At 63.0% G+C, this 14,900-nt stretch carries 13 protein-coding genes; 7 read left to right on the top strand and 6 right to left on the bottom strand.

The genetic code is table 11. The features are described 5' to 3' along the window. Nucleotides 1-191: 191 nt before the first annotated feature. The 3 genes from ACTJKM_RS05280 (at nt 192) to ACTJKM_RS05270 (ending at nt 3,833) form a co-directional block, all read left to right on the top strand. The gene (locus ACTJKM_RS05280; RefSeq protein ID WP_440659999.1) at nt 192-938 is read left to right on the top strand and encodes an AAA family ATPase; all 747 of its coding nucleotides are present in this window, start codon (nt 192-194) and stop codon (nt 936-938) included. 188 nt (nt 939-1,126) lie between these two features. Then, a complete protein-coding gene (locus ACTJKM_RS05275; protein WP_440659997.1) occupies nt 1,127-1,846 on the top strand; it encodes an AAA family ATPase in 720 nt (239 codons plus the stop codon). Nucleotides 1,847-2,312: 466 nt separating this feature from the next. Continuing rightward, nucleotides 2,313-3,833, top strand: a complete 1,521-nt coding sequence (locus ACTJKM_RS05270; protein WP_440659996.1) for a methyl-accepting chemotaxis protein — start codon at nt 2,313-2,315, stop codon at nt 3,831-3,833. Between the two features lie 75 nt (nt 3,834-3,908). On the opposite strand, the gene ACTJKM_RS05265 is transcribed toward ACTJKM_RS05270, so the two are convergent. From ACTJKM_RS05265 to ACTJKM_RS05255, 3 genes are all read right to left on the bottom strand, one after another. Further along, nucleotides 3,909-4,439 (bottom strand): dihydrofolate reductase family protein, encoded by a 531-nt coding sequence (locus ACTJKM_RS05265; RefSeq protein WP_440659995.1) that lies wholly within the window; start codon nt 4,437-4,439, stop codon nt 3,909-3,911. A 405-nt stretch (nt 4,440-4,844) separates the two neighbouring features. Continuing rightward, entirely contained in the window at nt 4,845-6,134 is a 1,290-nt protein-coding gene (locus ACTJKM_RS05260) for an NAD(P)/FAD-dependent oxidoreductase (protein ID WP_440659994.1), read from the bottom strand. A 497-nt stretch (nt 6,135-6,631) separates the two neighbouring features. Next, nucleotides 6,632-8,059: a L,D-transpeptidase family protein gene (locus ACTJKM_RS05255; RefSeq protein ID WP_057253407.1), complete on the bottom strand. Its 1,428-nt coding sequence runs from the start codon at nt 8,057-8,059 to the stop codon at nt 6,632-6,634. A gap of 167 nt (nt 8,060-8,226) precedes the next feature. Between ACTJKM_RS05255 and ACTJKM_RS05250 the strand changes: the two genes are divergently transcribed. The 3 genes from ACTJKM_RS05250 (at nt 8,227) to ACTJKM_RS05240 (ending at nt 9,914) form a co-directional block, all read left to right on the top strand. Further along, nucleotides 8,227-9,069, top strand: coding sequence for a DUF4432 family protein (locus ACTJKM_RS05250; RefSeq protein ID WP_440660030.1), 843 nt, complete (start codon nt 8,227-8,229; stop codon nt 9,067-9,069). A 90-nt stretch (nt 9,070-9,159) separates the two neighbouring features. Next, the gene (locus tag ACTJKM_RS05245; protein ID WP_057253408.1) at nt 9,160-9,498 is read left to right on the top strand and encodes a TIGR01244 family sulfur transferase; all 339 of its coding nucleotides are present in this window, start codon (nt 9,160-9,162) and stop codon (nt 9,496-9,498) included. A gap of 65 nt (nt 9,499-9,563) precedes the next feature. Further along, nucleotides 9,564-9,914, top strand: coding sequence for a cupin domain-containing protein (locus tag ACTJKM_RS05240; RefSeq protein WP_058321860.1), 351 nt, complete (start codon nt 9,564-9,566; stop codon nt 9,912-9,914). A 264-nt stretch (nt 9,915-10,178) separates the two neighbouring features. On the opposite strand, the gene ACTJKM_RS05235 is transcribed toward ACTJKM_RS05240, so the two are convergent. Genes ACTJKM_RS05235 through ACTJKM_RS05225 form a run of 3 tightly spaced genes read right to left on the bottom strand, consistent with a single transcriptional unit; the run spans nt 10,179 to nt 13,771 of the window. Next, nucleotides 10,179-11,825: a thiamine pyrophosphate-binding protein gene (locus ACTJKM_RS05235; protein ID WP_440659993.1), complete on the bottom strand. Its 1,647-nt coding sequence runs from the start codon at nt 11,823-11,825 to the stop codon at nt 10,179-10,181. Nucleotides 11,826-11,870: 45 nt separating this feature from the next. Then, nucleotides 11,871-12,824: a DMT family transporter gene (locus ACTJKM_RS05230; RefSeq protein WP_113514468.1), complete on the bottom strand. Its 954-nt coding sequence runs from the start codon at nt 12,822-12,824 to the stop codon at nt 11,871-11,873. 11 nt (nt 12,825-12,835) lie between these two features. Continuing rightward, nucleotides 12,836-13,771: an alpha/beta fold hydrolase gene (locus tag ACTJKM_RS05225; RefSeq protein WP_058326764.1), complete on the bottom strand. Its 936-nt coding sequence runs from the start codon at nt 13,769-13,771 to the stop codon at nt 12,836-12,838. Nucleotides 13,772-13,956: 185 nt separating this feature from the next. Between ACTJKM_RS05225 and ACTJKM_RS05220 the strand changes: the two genes are divergently transcribed. Further along, nucleotides 13,957-14,739: a ribonuclease T2 gene (locus ACTJKM_RS05220; RefSeq protein WP_440659992.1), complete on the top strand. Its 783-nt coding sequence runs from the start codon at nt 13,957-13,959 to the stop codon at nt 14,737-14,739. Nucleotides 14,740-14,900: the final 161 nt, after the last annotated feature.

Below are 14,900 nucleotides of genomic sequence, written 5' to 3'. Positions count from 1 at the left end.
TTTAGAGGAGTCGAAAATACCACTTGCCATTGCAGCTGATTTGTCACCTAATTGTCACGGAACTGTCACGATTTGGTTCCCTGGAAGCGCGTCCTTTACAGTTCGTTTACCGCGATCTGAAACGCTTCCATTAGAGTGTGCGTATGTTTCGGCCCGGAACCAGAGGGCCGTGGGTGAGTTAGGGTCGAGCAATGGCGATTGTGTCCCTCGCGAATGCGAAGGGGGGAGCTGGCAAGACGACGGCGGCGTTGCTGCTCGCCAGCGAGCTTGTCCGGCGCGGCGACCGGGTTGCGGTTCTCGATTGCGACCAGCTCGCCTGCATGGCCGACTGGTTTAGGCACGGTCGAAGCGACAGCAATCTCTCCGTCATCTCCGGTGTCACCACGACGACCCTTAGCGACCACCTCAGACGGCTGCGAGGTTGCGTCGAGCATGTGGTCATCGACCTCTCGGGAGCGGCCGACGTGCTGGTTGCGCTTGCGATCGGTCTTTCAGACCTGACGCTGATCCCGGTTCAGGGCTGCGTCATGGATGCGCGCGGTGCCACGCAGGTGCTCGAGCTGATCCGCTATATCGAGAACAATGCGCACGCCAATATCAACCATGCGGTGCTGTTGACGCGGGTCAATGCCATCGTGACGACGCGGGCGATGCGCAAGGTCAAGCTGATGCTGGCCGAATGCAAGATCCGCCTCGTCGATACGCCGCTGGTAGAACGCACGGCTTTCCGCGAACTGTTCGAGCAGGGCGATACGCTCTATTCGCTCGATGCTGCCAGGGTCAGCAATCTGGCAAAGGCCCAGGCCAATGCCCGCGCCTTTGCCGATGACGTGCTGAGGCTGCTCAACCCGGCCGGAGAAGCAATGCGGCACGGTCCGTTCTCGTCGATGTGCTACCGCTCGGAGCGGACGGCGGACCCGGTCGTACTGCCGGCCTGAGAGCCGGAACCTCTGCTGTTTTGATCTTCATTGCAGCGTGCCGCCGGTCTTCCGGCCGCGTGACTGTCAGGTTTCACGTTCGTGCGTTACCAATTCGTTAACCATGTTCTGAAAGGTTTCGTTAAGAAGCGAACCACCGGCCGTGGCCGTCGGGTTCAGCGCGGAACACGCACAGAATGAGGAATATCATGGCGGTCATCACTTTCGCCAATGCAAAGGGCGGCGCGGGCAAGACGACGGCGGCGCTGATCCTGTCGACGGAGCTGGCAAGGCAAGGACATCGTGTCGTAGTTCTCGATGCCGATCCGCAGCGCTGGATCACGAGCTGGGCCGAAGTTTCCGGCCACATCGCCAACCTCACGGTCATCTCGCATATCACGCCCGGCTCGCTCGAATGTCATATTCGCGAGATGAAGGATGAGGCGGATTACATCGTCATCGATCTCGCGGGCGCGAAAGACCAAATTGTCGCACTGGCGCTGGCCATTTCCGATCAGGTGCTGATCCCGGTGCAGGGCTGCGCCATGGACGCGCGCGGCGCTGCGCAGATCCTCGAACTCATCCGCCAGATCGAGGATCGGTCCAAGCAACGCATCAACCATTCGGTCGTGCTCACCCGCGTCAATTCGCTCGTCACCACGCGCGCGCTGCAGACGATCAAAGCCATGCTCGCCGAACGCGGCGTCTCGGTGCTCGACATGCCGATCGTCGAGCGCGCCGCCTATCGCGAGATTTTCGACTGCGGCGGCACGCTGCAGACGATGGATCCGGCCCGTGTCAGCAACCTCGACAAGGCGCGCGAAAACGCCTTCGCATTGGCAAAAGAAGTGCAGGCGCTGTTGCCGGTCAAGGCGCGCCGTTCCTGGGCCGCACGCATGCCGTCCTGGGCGTCGCGCAACGCCGCCTGATCTTTTCCTCGAATTGTTCCCTTTCAACCGGAATTGACGTTCGTCAGTTCCGGTTGAATCCTGTTTCAGCACTCGCGAAATAGCTGTCGCCCGTAAGGCTTCCTTTACCCTAGGCTTCTAACAGTGGCCAAGGACACAGCTTGCCCGTCGCGATCACCGCAAGCGGGCAATCGGCCGCCATGACTGCGGCGAAGATCTCAGACGCCTACTGCGCCGCGCGTCTTATCAGACGCGCAAAGGTCGCTGTAGCACTTTGAAGTGCTGCATGTTTTTGTCCTTTAATCGAATACGATTAAAGGAAACATGCAGTGCGCCGTCGATCCTGTTTCCATGATCCACAACAGCGCCGCGCGCTCAACCAAACGCGCAAAGGTCGTTGTATCACTTCGAACTGCTGCGTGTTTTCGTCCTTAAATCGAATGCGATTTACGGGGACGTGCAGTAGAGCATGCAAGGAAGCTCGCGCATGAAAACGGAACACACCGCTGCCGGTACGCAGGATGTTGCCGGTCGTCTGAATTTCATGGCGCTCGACGATGCCGCCAGAACGAGCCTCAAGGCGCTGAAGCCGATCCTTGAAAAGGAGCTGAAGCCGGCGCTCGACAAGTTCTATGGCAAGGTGAAGGCGACGCCCGAGACGAAACGGTTCTTTTGGTCCGACAGCCATATCGACCGCGCCAAGGGCGCGCAGGTCGGCCACTGGGCAAACATCGCCGACGCCAATTTCAATGAAGAGTACAGTGCCAAGGTCCGCACCATCGGCCAGGTCCACGCGCGCATCGGCCTTGAGCCGCGCTGGTACATCGGCGGCTATGCGCTGATCGCCGAACATCTGATTACCGAAATCGTTAGGGCGTACTGGCCGAAGGCCGGTCTGTTTTCGCGCCAGACCACCTCGGCCGAAGACATGGGCGCGATGCTGTCGAGCCTCGTCAAGGGCGTCTTCCTCGATATGGATCTGTCGATCTCCGTCTACATGGATGCGTCCGATGTCACCAAGCAGCGCGCCGTCCAGGAAGAAGTGCTGGCGGCCGAGCGCGCGCTGATCAGCAAGACATTCGGCGCCGCCTTGAAGAAGATCGCCGACGGCGATCTGACAGCGCGCATCGGCGCCGATCTGCCGGTCGCCTATCAGGAGCTTGGCGAAAACTTCAACCACGCGATCGGCGAACTCTCTCGTGCCATCGGCGGCATCGAGGCCGGCGCCAGCCAGATCCATACGAGTGCCAAGGAAATCGCCGCGGCCGCCGACGATCTGGCCAAGCGCACGGAGCGGCAGGCCGCCAATCTCGAGGAGACGGCGGCAGCCGTCGAGCAGGTGACGCGCACCGTCAAGCAGACGGCCGAAGGCGCCAACCAGGCGAACTCGACCGTCATTGCCGCGCGCGCCAATGCCGAACAGAGCGGCGAGATCGTCAGCCACGCGATCGAGGTGATGCAGGAGATCCAGACGTCGTCGGCCAGCATCGCCCGGATCGTCGACGTGATCGACGAGATCGCCTTCCAGACCAACCTCCTGGCGCTGAATGCCGGCATTGAGGCGGCGCGGGCCGGCGAGGCGGGCAGGGGCTTTGCCGTTGTCGCGTCCGAAGTCCGCGCGCTTGCTCAGCGTTGCGCTGACGCTGCGAAGGATATTCAGGGACTGATCGCCAAGTCGCGCGGCCAAGTGGATGACGGGGTGAACTCGGTCAACCAGGTGGCCCAGTCGCTGCAGCAGATCGTGGCGCAGGTGGTGGAAGTCAGCTCCGTCTTCGGCGCGATCCGCGCCAGCACCGCCGAACAGGCAACCGGCCTGCAGGAGGTCAACACTGCGATCACCCAGATGGACCAGATCACCCAGCAGAATGCCGCCATGGTCGAGCAGGCCAATGCCGCAAGCCAGGCGCTGACGGGCGAGGCCGAGCACATCGCCATGCGCCTGCGCGCCTTCCGGACCTCTGGGCAGGTACAGGTCAGTGCCGGTTCGGGCTACCGCGCGGCGGCGTGATCGTATTGAGAGACGACGCCTCGGGTCAGGGATGATCCGGGGCGTTTTGGTTTGTCGGACTGGCAGACTAGCAAATTAAGCAGGAACGTAGGTCAACCTCACCACGTCCTCGCCAATCCGATCATGAGACACCAGACGGAGCGGCGGTCGGGGGCCGGCGAAATAGGGGTTGCCGTGACCCAGCACGACCGGGTGCAGGTAGATCCGGTATTCGTCGATCAGGCCAAGTTGGGTGAGGCTGTGCGCCAAGACCGGGCCAGCCACTTCGATCTCGCCGTCGTGCTCAGCCTTCAACGTGCGGATTGCGCCTTCGAGATCACCCTCGACAAGCCGGGCATTGGAGCCGACAGCCTTCAGCGAACGCGAAACGACATATTTCGGCTGCTTCCGCCACGCCGCCGCGAAAGCACGCTCGTCCGCACCCCATTCCGAATGCTCGTCGTCCCAGTAACGCATGATCTCATAGATGCGGCGACCGTACAGGCTGCCCGCCTGCTGTTCGGCCTCCTCGATGAAGTGGCGGAAGAGCGTGGGGCTTGGCGCAAACGCCATGTGATCGACGTAGCCATCCAGGGACTGGTTCATTCCGAACACGAGTTTTGCCATAGCCGCTTCCTTCCCTACATGGAATACCGCACGGATCTGATTGTGAATTGCAATCGGTGTAGGATAGGTCGACTGCTTTTGTAACGCAATCGGTTTTTGGGGGATGCTTGAACACCCGCGTTCGGGCTGTCCGATCAATCTTTCTCTCGAATGGCCGGGCGTCGCTGGAGCTTGATCGTCATCTCGCGATCCGATGTGCCTCGTGGCTGCAACTTCCGCGAGTTGTTGACCCGGCCAGAGGTGCGGATAGCCGCACACATTCTGGTCGGCCGGCCGGTGGTCTGAAGAAGGCCGGTGTGCCGGGACCGACCCAGAATGGTCGTGGAGCTTTCCATCGGGATGACAGAAGTTGCCGTCGAGGTAGCGGACCGGCACGACCGGTCCAGTGCATCCTCTGGGAGCTGCTCAAAACCGCCGGTCGATGAAATGTTTGGCCTGGGCGCCGGCGTGGTAGAAGGCTGACTTCACGGTGCGCCAGGTGTCTGGGGTCACGGGCGTTTCGGCAAGCGGGATCGCCGAGGTCTCGCCGGTGACGTGGTTCGCCAGAGCCCGGCCGAAGACGGTGCCCGGCGCAATGCCGCGGCCGTTGTAGCCGCTGACGGAAACCACGTTGGGGGCGAGCGTGTGCATGGCCGGCAGGTTGTTGGTGGTCATGCCGATGCGGCCGTCCCACCAGTATTCAAAGCGGAAGTCGCCGATATAGGGGAAGAGCTTGCGCAGCGAGCGGGCGGCAAACGCACGATGCGTGCCTTCGGCGATCGCGTCGAGCCGGCCGATCGAGCCGAAGATCAGCCGGTTCTGCTGGTCCATGCGGAACGACGTCATGACGAGGCCGGTGTCCCAGGTGCCCTGGCGTTCCGGCAGGATGCGGCTTGCAACCGCATCGGGCAGCGGATTGGTGGCGAACTGGAAATAGGGCAGGATCGTCAGTTCCTGCGTATGCGCCTGCCACGGGCTTTCGGCGAAGAGGCCGCCATAGGCGTTGGTGGCAAGGATCACCTGCTTGGCGCGGATGACGCCATTGCCGGCCTTCAGCACCCAGGTCTCGCCCTGGCGTTCGGCGCCTGTCAGCGGCGTGTCGGTGTAGATCTCGGCACCGGCGGCAAGGGCTGCGCGTGCCAAGCCGCGGGCATAGGCGAGCGGCTGGATGGTGCCGGCGCGGCGATCGAGCAGGGCGCCGGAAAAGCCTTCGGCGCCGGTGAGCGCATGCGCCCGCTCGGCGGAGAGCGCCTCTACCGGGGCGCCGCGCTTCTGCCATTGCGCTTCGCGATCCCTGATTTCCGTGACACCTTCGCTACCGACGGCCATGTGCAGCGTGCCGTTGCGCACCGCCTCGCAGGCGATGCCGTGTTTTTCGACCAGGGCATAGACCATCGACGGGCCATCGCCGAGCTCGGTGAGCAGGCGGTTGCCGGCGGCCGGACCGAGGGTCGAGATGAGATCGTCGGGCTTCACCCACATGCCGGCATTGACCAGGCCAACATTGCGGCCGGAGCCGCCGAAGCCGATCATCTTCGCCTCGATCACCGTTGCCTTGATCCCTTTTTCGGCGAGGTGCAGGGCTGCCGATAGGCCGGTGAAGCCGCCGCCGACGATCGCGACATCGGTCGTCAGGTCGCGGCTGAGCGGCCTGGTTTCGGGCGCGGCCGGTGCCGTCGCATGCCAGAGGTTGGGCAGGGTGCGCTCCGTCGCCATCGCGGCAATCCTTCAAGTGCGGCCGGACGTCCGGCTATAGGTCAGGGTTCTCTCGGTGATAGCCGATTGCGGGGAAAATTCTCATGACAATGTTTCATGAAGTCATGATGCAAGGCCGGCCGGAGGCATCGGGGCGCTGCGCGGTGGGGCGATGGAGAAAAACCGCAGCTGGGTCGTCGGCAGCTGCGGTCTTGTAAATGTATACGTCTGAAAAATCTTTGCCGAAACGTCGTCAAGCTTCGGCGATACATCTTTAAAAACGTGCCTGTCGTGGATGGTCAATCAGGCAATGCCATCTTCTATGCCGTTTGGCCGAAGTCACTCACCCAATTGGGGGAAATGGTGCAAAAAAGCTTTCGGCAGCGTTGGTTGGCCTACAGCGCCGCGCGTCTTATCAAGACGCGCAAAGGTCGCTGTAGCGCTTTGAAGTGCTGCATGTTTTTGTCCTTCAATCGGCTACGATTAAAGGAAACATGCAGTAGCCGAACGCAATGGCGTCAATCGACGAATTCGACGGTAACGCCGGGGCTGACCATCTTGGCGAGCTCGGTCGCATCCCAGTTGGTCAGGCGCACGCAGCCGTGGCTCTGGGTCTTGCCGATTTTCGAAGGCTCTGGCGTGCCGTGAATGCCGTAGGTCGGCTTCGAGAGCGCGATCCAGACGGTGCCGACCGGGCCGTTCGGGCCGGGCTGCAACGTGAGGATCTTGTCGTTGTTGCCCTGCCTGAAGTTGATCTTCGGGTTGTAGGTGTAGCCCGGATTGAGCGCGATGCGCTCGACATTGACCGTGCCCGAAGGCGATGGCGTGTCGGACGAGCCGATCGTTGCCGGATAGGCGGCGATCAGCTTGCCGGTGTCGTCATAGGCGAGCACCTGCTTGCGCGCCTTGTCGGCGAGGATGCGGGCAACCTTGCCGGCCTTGTTCGCTCCCGGATTGATCACCTTGATGATGGTGCCCGGGATGGTGAAGTCGACGCCCGGGTTCAGCTCGCGCAGATAGGCTTCGTCCATGTGGAACTTTTCGCCGAGCATTTCTGTCGTCGAGGTGAAGGACATATGCGGCAGCATAGCCTTGTGCGCGTAGTCCTCCGGGATCGACGCGACATAGGGGCCGGCAGCGTCGGCCGCCGTGATCGTATAGCTGGTGATCGGCATGCCGCCGCTCATGCGCAGCCGCTCGAGGATGTCCTCGGTATTGTTGGGGTCGAGCGTCTCGCCGGTCGACTGCTGCCAGGCCTCGATCGCCTTGGTCACGTTCGAGCCCATCTTGCCGTCGATCACGCCGGGCGAAAAACCTTCTCGGTCGAGGAAGACCTGCAGGGCGGTGATCTCGGCGCGCGACTTGCTCTTGACCGTCATTGCCGGCGGCATCGACTGGCGCATGGGCTGGGTGTCGTTCGGATCGATCGCGGCCTCTTCAGTGCCGTCGATCAGGCCCGGAAGGCTGTTCGGCAGCTCGTTGCCATCGGTGGATGGCGGTACCACGTCACGATAGTCGGGGATGGAGCCGGTGACTTCGCCAGGCTCGGAATAGCCGTAGCCGCGCTCGGTGTCGCGGTTGCGGCGGTTCGAATAGATGTCGACGTCGCCCTCGCGGCGATAGCCGCCATAGCCATCCTGGCGGCCGCGATTGGGCACGACGGTCGCCACCACATTGCCCCAGCTATCGATCAGCAGCGTGCGCCCGCGGCTGTCGCGCATGGTCTGCACCTCATCGGCGCGCGGCACGTAGTCGAGAATTTCGCCATCGGGCGTGACCAGCATGACGTCGTCGCCATAGCGATTTCTGCCGCGATAATCCTGCGCGAAAGCGGCCGTCAAATCCACGGCGAGAAAGCCGGCTGCGGCGAGAAGCGAGAGGCCGATGCGGGTCGCTGACGTCACGTGAGAACCTGTTTTCATTGTAGCGAATGTGGCGCGGTACATTTGGATTTCGACGTTAATGTGAAAAAAATGAATTCATCATGAACAAGCGGTTAAATTCTATCTAGGCGGAGCAGACTTCGGCTTCAACCAATGAAATGTGGCTCTCCTCAGATATCATCGCTTTGTGATTGCAGTGATTCTACGGCCGATTAGAGGAAGAGGACATGCTGAGAACGCTCGAAGAACCTGCGGACGGCCCAGAGAATCATGTGCTGTTCGATCGTCTTTCCGCGCTCGACATCGCCGCCTTCGTCGTCGATGGCGTCGACCTGTCGCCGGGTGCCGCGATCCCCTCCGATGGCGATATCAGGATCGACCGGGCGCTTGCCGGCTTTCTCTTCACCTGCGGCCCCGACCATATCCGCCATCCTGAGCCGATCGAGGGCGGAGCGGGAGGGGCGCACTACCCGCTGCATGGGTCGCTTGCCGGGACTGCGGTCAGCCACACGCAGATGGCGAGCGATGGAGCCGAGTGCACGGCGACGATCGAGGTGGCGCTCGCCGATGGAGGGCAGGCCCGGATCGAGCGGCGGTGGCGGATCGATCCCGGGCGGCACGAAGTCGTGCTCGAGGATCGCGTCGTCAACGTGGGGACCTCGGCCTTTCCGCCGATGATGATGTATCACGTCAACATCGCCGGCAGGCTGCTCGGGCCGGACACCCGTATCCTCAGCGCGTCGCTTGCAGACGGGGAGAGCATCTGGCGCTTCGGCAATGGCGAGAGTGCGCATTTTTGCCTGCCAGCGGCCATCGGTCTCGACGGCTGGTCGGATGTCACCCTCGCAGGCCTTGCCGGGCTCGGTGGGCGCAATCTCCAGGTGCGGTTCCGCATCGACACGCTGCCCTTCCTGCAGATGTGGCGCTGTCAGCGCGGCGAGGCGGATGTGATCAGCATCGAGCCGGTGTCGCACCGCATCGCCAAGCGTCCGGAGCTGGCGGCGGCCGGAGAGTTGATCCCGCTCCTGCCGGGTGAGGCACGGAGCTACGCGATCGCCTTCTCAGTTGCCTGATCTGGCATCTGGAACACGCGGCTTTTGAATTGACGCGGGGAAGGGCTGCGCCTACATCAGAGGCCACCACATTTCCTGAGGAAGACGACCATGGACATCCGCCAGATCAACGACGAATACTCGGTCTCCGGCCAGATCACCGTCGAGGATCTCGACCAGATCAAAGCGCTCGGCTTCAAGTCCATCGTCTGCCACCGCCCGGATTTCGAGGCGCCGGATCAGCCGACCTTCGATTCGATCGCTGCCCGCGCCGAAGAGCTCGGCATCGAAACCAAACACATTCCCGTCGGCCCGATGGGTGTGACGGCAGACGCGGTAACGAGCATGGTCGATGCGCTCGACGAGTTCCAGCGCCCGATGCTCGGCTATTGCCGCTCCGGCGCGCGCTCGACGGCCGTTTACCAGCAGACCCAGCATATTCGCGGCTGAGCCAGACGCCAGTTTTGTAGATCGCGCTCGGTCGCGTTCGTTTGAACGAACGACGGAGGATCGGCATGGCCGAAGCGCATCTCATCACGCGCGAGCAATGGGCGGATGAGCCCGAGGTCTGGAAGGGCGAGTTTGAGGGCGGTCCCTATGGCGCGGGCCTCTCGGTGATTTTCTTTTGCACTGACCGCGTCGGCGATGGGCCGAAACTGCACCGCCATCCCTATCCCGAGACCTTCATCGTGCGCGTCGGCCGGGCGCGCTTTACCGTCGGCGACCGCACCATCGATGCTGAAGCCGGCGAGATCGTCGTGGCGCCGGCCAATGTGCCGCACAAGTTCGAGAATCTCGGGCCCGGCCGGCTGGAGACGACCGACCTGCATGCGGCCGGCGCGTTTTCGACGGAGTGGCTCGAGTAGGCGGCTCGGGTCGCAGGATAGGGTCGGTTGCAGGCGTGGCTATTTCCCGCGCCGCCGACGCGGCGCTGCTGGATTCCTGTGACAAGCACAGGAATGAGGGAATGCCAGGAGATGCTGCCGCATAGTTATGCCTGGTTTCCACGGAGGCTGACTACGTCGGATGACCGGGGTGCTAGGTCCCAACGCCCTCTTTCCTGTGCTTGTCACAGGAATCCAGCCACGGCGCGTCCGCGCCGTGATTGAACCTTCGCCAACAAGACCTGCTCAGCCGTTCCTGATCTCGCTCAGCGTACGCGTCGGCGTAATCGCCTCCGGATCGAGCTTGATCTCGATGACCGACGGTTTGCCGCTGGCGCGCGCCCTGAGGAACGCGTCGGCAAATTCTTCCGTCTTCTCGACCGTTTCGCCGTGTCCGCCATAGGCGCGGGCGAGCGCCGCGAAATCCGGATTGGTGAGGTCGGTGGCGCTGACACGGCCGGGATATTCGCGTTCCTGGTGCATGCGGATGGTGCCGTAGATGCCGTTGTTGACGACGACGGTGATGATCGGCAGGCGGTAGCGCACGGCGGTCGCGAATTCCTGTCCATGCATCAGGAAGCAGCCATCGCCGGCAAAGCAGATGACCTCGCGATCCGGATGAAGCTGCTTGGCGGCAACGGCGGCCGGCAGGCCGTAACCCATCGAGCCGGAGGCGGGTGCGGCCTGCGTCGCAAAGCGGCGGAAGCGGTGGAAGCGGTGCACCCAGGTGGCATAGTTGCCGGCGCCGTTGGTGAAGATGGTATCCTGAGGCGTGTTCGCCTCGATCCAGTTCATGATCGGGCCCATTTGCACCGCACCTGGACCGGTCTCCGGCGGCGTAGACCATTTGAGATAGGCTGCGTGCATGATTTCGGTGCGCTCGGACCAGACGGATTCGCCTGCGGGCGCAAGGCCCTCGAGGGCGGCGACGAAGTCGTTCGGGCTTGCGGCGATTGCCAGCTCCGGCCGGTAGACGCGGCCGAGCTCGGAACTATCGGGATACACATGCACCAGCGTCTGGCGCGGGTAGGGGCTATCCATCAGCGTGTAGCCGGAGGACGGCATTTCCGAGAAGCGGCCGCCGAGAAGCAGCACGAGATCCGCTTCCTTGATCTCCTTGGCGAGTGCCGGGTTGATGCCGATGCCGACATCGCCGGCATACATCGGATGCAGGTGATCGAAGAGCATCTGGCGGCGGAAGGAGCAGCCGACGGGCAGCTTCCAGCGCTCGGCGAAGCGCTGGAAATCCGCCACGCTTTCCGAGGTCCAGCGGGTGCCGCCGATAATGGCGATCGGCCGCTTGGCGGCGGCAAGCATTTCGCCGAGCCGCTTTACCTGCGCCGGGCCCGGATGGCCTTCGACCGGCTGGTAGGGCTTGGCGGCCGGCGCCTCGGCGCTGCGGGTCAGCATGTCTTCGGGCAGCGTCAGCACGACGGGGCCGGGGCGGCCGGACGTGGCGACGGCGAAGGCGCGGGTGATGAACTCCGGAATGCGGGCGGGATCGTCGATCTCGCCCACCCATTTGGCCACTTCGGTGAAGGCGCGGCGGTACTCGATCTCCTGGAAGGCTTCGCGCTCGCGCGCCTCGCTCTGCACCTGGCCGATGAAGAGGATCATCGGAATCGAGTCCTGCCGTGCGACATGGAGACCCGCCGAAGCGTTGGTCGCGCCGGGGCCGCGGGTCACCATGCAGATGCCGGGCTCACCGGTCAGCCGGCCCCAGGCATCCGCCATCATTGCGGCGCCGCCTTCCTGGCGGCAGACGAGCACGTCGATGTCGGTGTCATAGAGCGCATCCAGCACGGCCAGGTAGCTTTCCCCCGGCACGCAGGCGATGCGTTTCACGCCATTGGCGACGAGTGCGTCGACGACGAGCTGGCCTCCAGTTTTCATGATCTTCCTCCCGATGGTCTTTCTTTTGTAGTCTGATTGTTGTTGTCAGATGGCTGGCGACACCGGAGCGACGCTCGTGTCCTTGTGTATGCGGCGCTCGCGCCAGATGATGTAGAGGCCGGAGCCGATGATGATGGCGATGCCGAGCCACTTCAGTGCATCAGGCAGATCGCCGAAAACGAGCCAGCCGAAGATCGTCGCCGAGACGATTTCGAGATATTGCAGCGGCGCCAGCACTGAAGCCGGGGCGGCGCGATAGGCATAGACGCCGAGCACGCCGGAGATGGTGGCGGTGACGCCGACGCCGAGCAGATAGTACCAGGTGTAGTCCTGCGGCCAGACCGGATCGAAGATGCCGGAACCCGTGCCTTCGCCGAAATAGAGCAGCACGAGGCAGAAGAGCCCGCCCCAGATGCCGGCATGAAATTGCATCGACCAGGGGTCCTCGTTCTGCGCGACCATGCGGGTGACGAGCAGGAACACGGCAAGGCCGAAGGCGGCGACAACAGGCAGAAGCGCGATCCAGCCGACCTCCTGCATGCTCGGCTGGATGACGAGCAGCGCACCGAAGAAGCCGACGCCGCAGGCGGTGTAACGCCGCCAGCCGATGGTCTCTTTCAGGAAGATGCTGCCGAGGATCGTCAGGATGATCGGCTCGACGAAGAAGATCGCAATTGCGTCGGCAACCTCCATCACCTTCAGCGTGGTGATGAAGGAGAGCATCGTCACGACCAGGAGGCCGCCGCGCAACGCATGGAGCCCGGTCTTGCGCCAGGTGAGATCAAAGAGGCTGCCGCGGAAGAGCACGATCGGCAGGATGAAGACGACCTGAAGCAGGAACCGGACGGCGGTGATTTCGGCCGAGGGGACGGTCGCGATCGCCAGCTTGGCGAAGATGTCGATCAGCGGCGACAGGAGCACCGAGATCACCATCAGCGTCAGCCCGAAGGAGATGCGGTTGTGGTCCGTGGCGATCTTTTGAAGAGACATGTCGGCCATGATATTTCCGGTCAGCGCCTGCCTGCGATGGCGCCCAAGCACCAGGCGGCGAAGTCCGCCGTCGCCTGTTCCCGGCCGAGTTCGTTGAGGGTCTCGTGGCGCATGCCGTCATAAACGGTGACGGTAACGTTGGTCAGACCGGCCGCTTTCATCTTGGCGCCGAGCCAGCGAATGGCATTGCCCATCTCGGTTGACGGGTCGGCGCTGCCGCCGACGAGATGAATGGGCAGGTCCTTGCGGAGCCGCGTCAGCCGGTCGGGCCGGGCGCCGCCGAAGGATAGCCGGAAAAGGTCGAGCCAGAGCGAGACGGTCGCATCGAAACCGCAGAGCGGGTCGGCCGCGTATTTCGCGACCTCGGCATCGTCGCGCGAGAGCCAGTCGAGATCGGTCTTGCGATCCTTGATCGCGCCGCCCCACATGCCGAAGGTAAGCTTGGTCAGGAGCGGGCTCGGCACATCCGAACCCTTCAGCGCCTTCTCGATTTTCAGGATCATCTGGCCGCCGCGGCCGGCGAGGCCGGGACGGAAATTGGAGTTCCAGACGGCGAGCGCATCATAGAGGCCGGGATCAGCCTCGGCTGCGTTCAGCGCAATCAGCCCGCCCATGGAATGGCCGAAGAGGATGACGGGAAGACCCGGATGGGCGGCGGTCGCGATTTCGCGCACAGCCCGGATATCGGCGAAGATCTTGTCGAGGCCGTCGCGGCTCGAGAACATGCCGAGCGGGGCGTCGGGCGCGCGCGTCTCGCCATGGCCGCGATGGTCGTGGGCATAGACCTGGAAGCCATGCGCGGCCATCGCTTCGGCAAAGCGGGCGTAGCGGCCGGAATGTTCGGCAAGGCCGTGGCTGATGAGGAGGATGCCGCGCGCATGAGCGGTCGCGGGGAAATGGCGCCAGCTCAAGGTGGCTCCGGTCGGGCTCTGATGTGTCTTCACCTGCCCGAACACGATTTCCCCCGGCAACAACGACAGACCAATTCGATATCAAATCGATTTGCAAGGCAAAGGCAATCGCCGCTTGTTGCTCGTTGCGCATGAGGTCACACGCGAATGTGCGCTCATCTTAATTAAGAGTTGCAATTTTCCCGTTTTGAGCGATATTCGTTCCTGTTTTGTTTCCGCAGGAGGATATCATGGTTAGTTTCTGTAAGGCGATATCGGGTCCGATGGCAGGACTGCTGGCGGCGTTGGCGCTGTTCCTTGCGCCGGCCGCCTTTGCTGCCGGCGAGGAAATGTCGGAACAAGGGGGTTCCGAAGGCGCGACCAGCCGCACGGAATATGTGCTGGCGGTGAGCTGGCAGCCGGGCTTCTGCGAAACGCGGCCGCAACGCAAGGAATGCGAAAGCCAGACCGCAGAGCGTTTCGACGCCATCAATCTCTCGCTGCATGGCCTCTGGCCCCTGCGCAAAAGCTATTGCGGGGTAACGGCCGAGGTGCGTGCGCAGGATCGCAAGGGCAGCTGGCTTGAACTGCCGAAACTCGCAATGGCAGACGACACGGCGGCGCGGCTGCTGATCGCCATGCCCGGCGTGCAATCCGGCCTCGACCGGCACCAGTGGCTGCGCAGCGGCACCTGCCAGAGCGGCTCGGTCGACGACTATTTCTCGGCGCAGCTGCGCATGCTGGAGGAGCTCAACCGCTCGGCGGTCGGCGCGCTCTTTCGCCAGCGCATCGGCTCCGAACTCGACGAGGCGACGATCAAGCAGGCCTTCGACCAGAGTTTTGGCACTGGCGCCGGCGACCGGGTGCGCATGCGCTGCCAGACGGTTCAGGGGCGCAGCATCATCACCGGGTTGACGATCGGGCTGACCGGCGACGTCATGAAGGCGTCCAGCCTTGCACCGCTGATCCAGGCGGCGGGACCGACCGAATTCAAATGCGCCAAGGGTATTGCCGATACGGCCGGGCGAAGCTGACCGGCTTCGCGGGCACTGTTCTTCGGCAGCGAAAGCGCTGGAGGCGCAGGGTTGCCGCATGGGATAGGTGGGGGGACAAGCCGGGGCGAATGCCTTTGCTCATTGCCCCCTTCCTATAATTCGCCTACATAGCGGGCAAATTTCCTTTCCCTGCGGAGCAT

The sequence above is a fragment of the Ensifer sp. 22460 genome (genome assembly GCF_052044935.1).
Lineage (GTDB): Bacteria > Pseudomonadota > Alphaproteobacteria > Rhizobiales > Rhizobiaceae > Ensifer.
Note: the sequence above shows the minus strand (reverse complement) of the source record. Positions and strands in the feature narration are given on the sequence as shown.

Coding starts and splice junctions, on each gene's coding strand:
- ACTJKM_RS05280 (WP_440659999.1), top strand. CDS start 192: ATGGCGATTGTGTCCCTCGCGAATGCGAAGGGGGGAGCTGGCAAGACG.
- ACTJKM_RS05275 (WP_440659997.1), top strand. CDS start 1,127: ATGGCGGTCATCACTTTCGCCAATGCAAAGGGCGGCGCGGGCAAGACG.
- ACTJKM_RS05270 (WP_440659996.1), top strand. CDS start 2,313: ATGAAAACGGAACACACCGCTGCCGGTACGCAGGATGTTGCCGGTCGT.
- ACTJKM_RS05265 (WP_440659995.1), bottom strand. CDS start 4,439: ATGGCAAAACTCGTGTTCGGAATGAACCAGTCCCTGGATGGCTACGTC.
- ACTJKM_RS05260 (WP_440659994.1), bottom strand. CDS start 6,134: ATGGCGACGGAGCGCACCCTGCCCAACCTCTGGCATGCGACGGCACCG.
- ACTJKM_RS05255 (WP_057253407.1), bottom strand. CDS start 8,059: ATGTACCGCGCCACATTCGCTACAATGAAAACAGGTTCTCACGTGACG.
- ACTJKM_RS05245 (WP_057253408.1), top strand. CDS start 9,160: ATGGACATCCGCCAGATCAACGACGAATACTCGGTCTCCGGCCAGATC.
- ACTJKM_RS05240 (WP_058321860.1), top strand. CDS start 9,564: ATGGCCGAAGCGCATCTCATCACGCGCGAGCAATGGGCGGATGAGCCC.
- ACTJKM_RS05235 (WP_440659993.1), bottom strand. CDS start 11,825: ATGAAAACTGGAGGCCAGCTCGTCGTCGACGCACTCGTCGCCAATGGC.
- ACTJKM_RS05230 (WP_113514468.1), bottom strand. CDS start 12,824: ATGGCCGACATGTCTCTTCAAAAGATCGCCACGGACCACAACCGCATC.
- ACTJKM_RS05220 (WP_440659992.1), top strand. CDS start 13,957: ATGGTTAGTTTCTGTAAGGCGATATCGGGTCCGATGGCAGGACTGCTG.